Annotated in this window: 1 pseudogene; it reads right to left on the bottom strand. The window is 77.5% G+C overall.

Going from position 1 to position 579, the window contains the following annotated elements:
* Positions 1–462: pseudogene (locus ACFV18_RS32745) on the bottom strand (hypothetical protein); the annotation flags it as partial.
* Positions 463–579: the final 117 nt, after the last annotated feature.

Here is a 579-nt window from a genome sequence, read left to right as displayed (position 1 = left end):
GGTCACCCCCGTACGGGGGTGACCGCCTCCGACCCAGCAGCCCAACTTGATGGCGGTCGCCTCGGTGGTCTCCACCGCGTCGGGGCCGACCACCACCCGCTCCAGCACTTTCACGTGCGACCGCGGGACGGGCTTGTCCCGACCCTCCCGGGCGACGAACTGGGCGAGCGCGGCCAGGCCGAGCGCGAACCGGTCCGCCCGCGACACCGACGGCTTCTTCGGCCGGCCCGCGGCCGCCGCCTTCCGCGCCTTCTTCACCGCGGACGCCTCTGCCAGCACCGGGTCCTCCTCGATGCCGATGCCGACCAGCAGGTCCTGCTGCTCCTGCTCCAGGCCGGCGAACACCCCGCGCTGCGCGGCGACCCAGTGGCCGAGCTGCTCGCCCTCGAACACCGTCTCCGTCGGCAGCGCCGGCCAGTCGACCCGGCCGTCCGACTCCTGCCACCAGGTCCGCGCGGCCACGTAGGCGCTGCCAGGCAATCGGCACGGACAGCAAAGCGGCGGGGGCGCCCACCGCGGGGGGGGGGCCCCGGGGCGGGCGGGGGGGGGGGGGGGCCGCGCGGGCCCGCCCCCCCCCCC

The sequence above is a fragment of the Kitasatospora sp. NPDC059673 genome, from assembly GCF_042734215.1.
Taxonomy (GTDB): Bacteria; Actinomycetota; Actinomycetes; order Streptomycetales; family Streptomycetaceae; genus Kitasatospora.
Note: the sequence above shows the minus strand (reverse complement) of the source record. Positions and strands in the feature narration are given on the sequence as shown.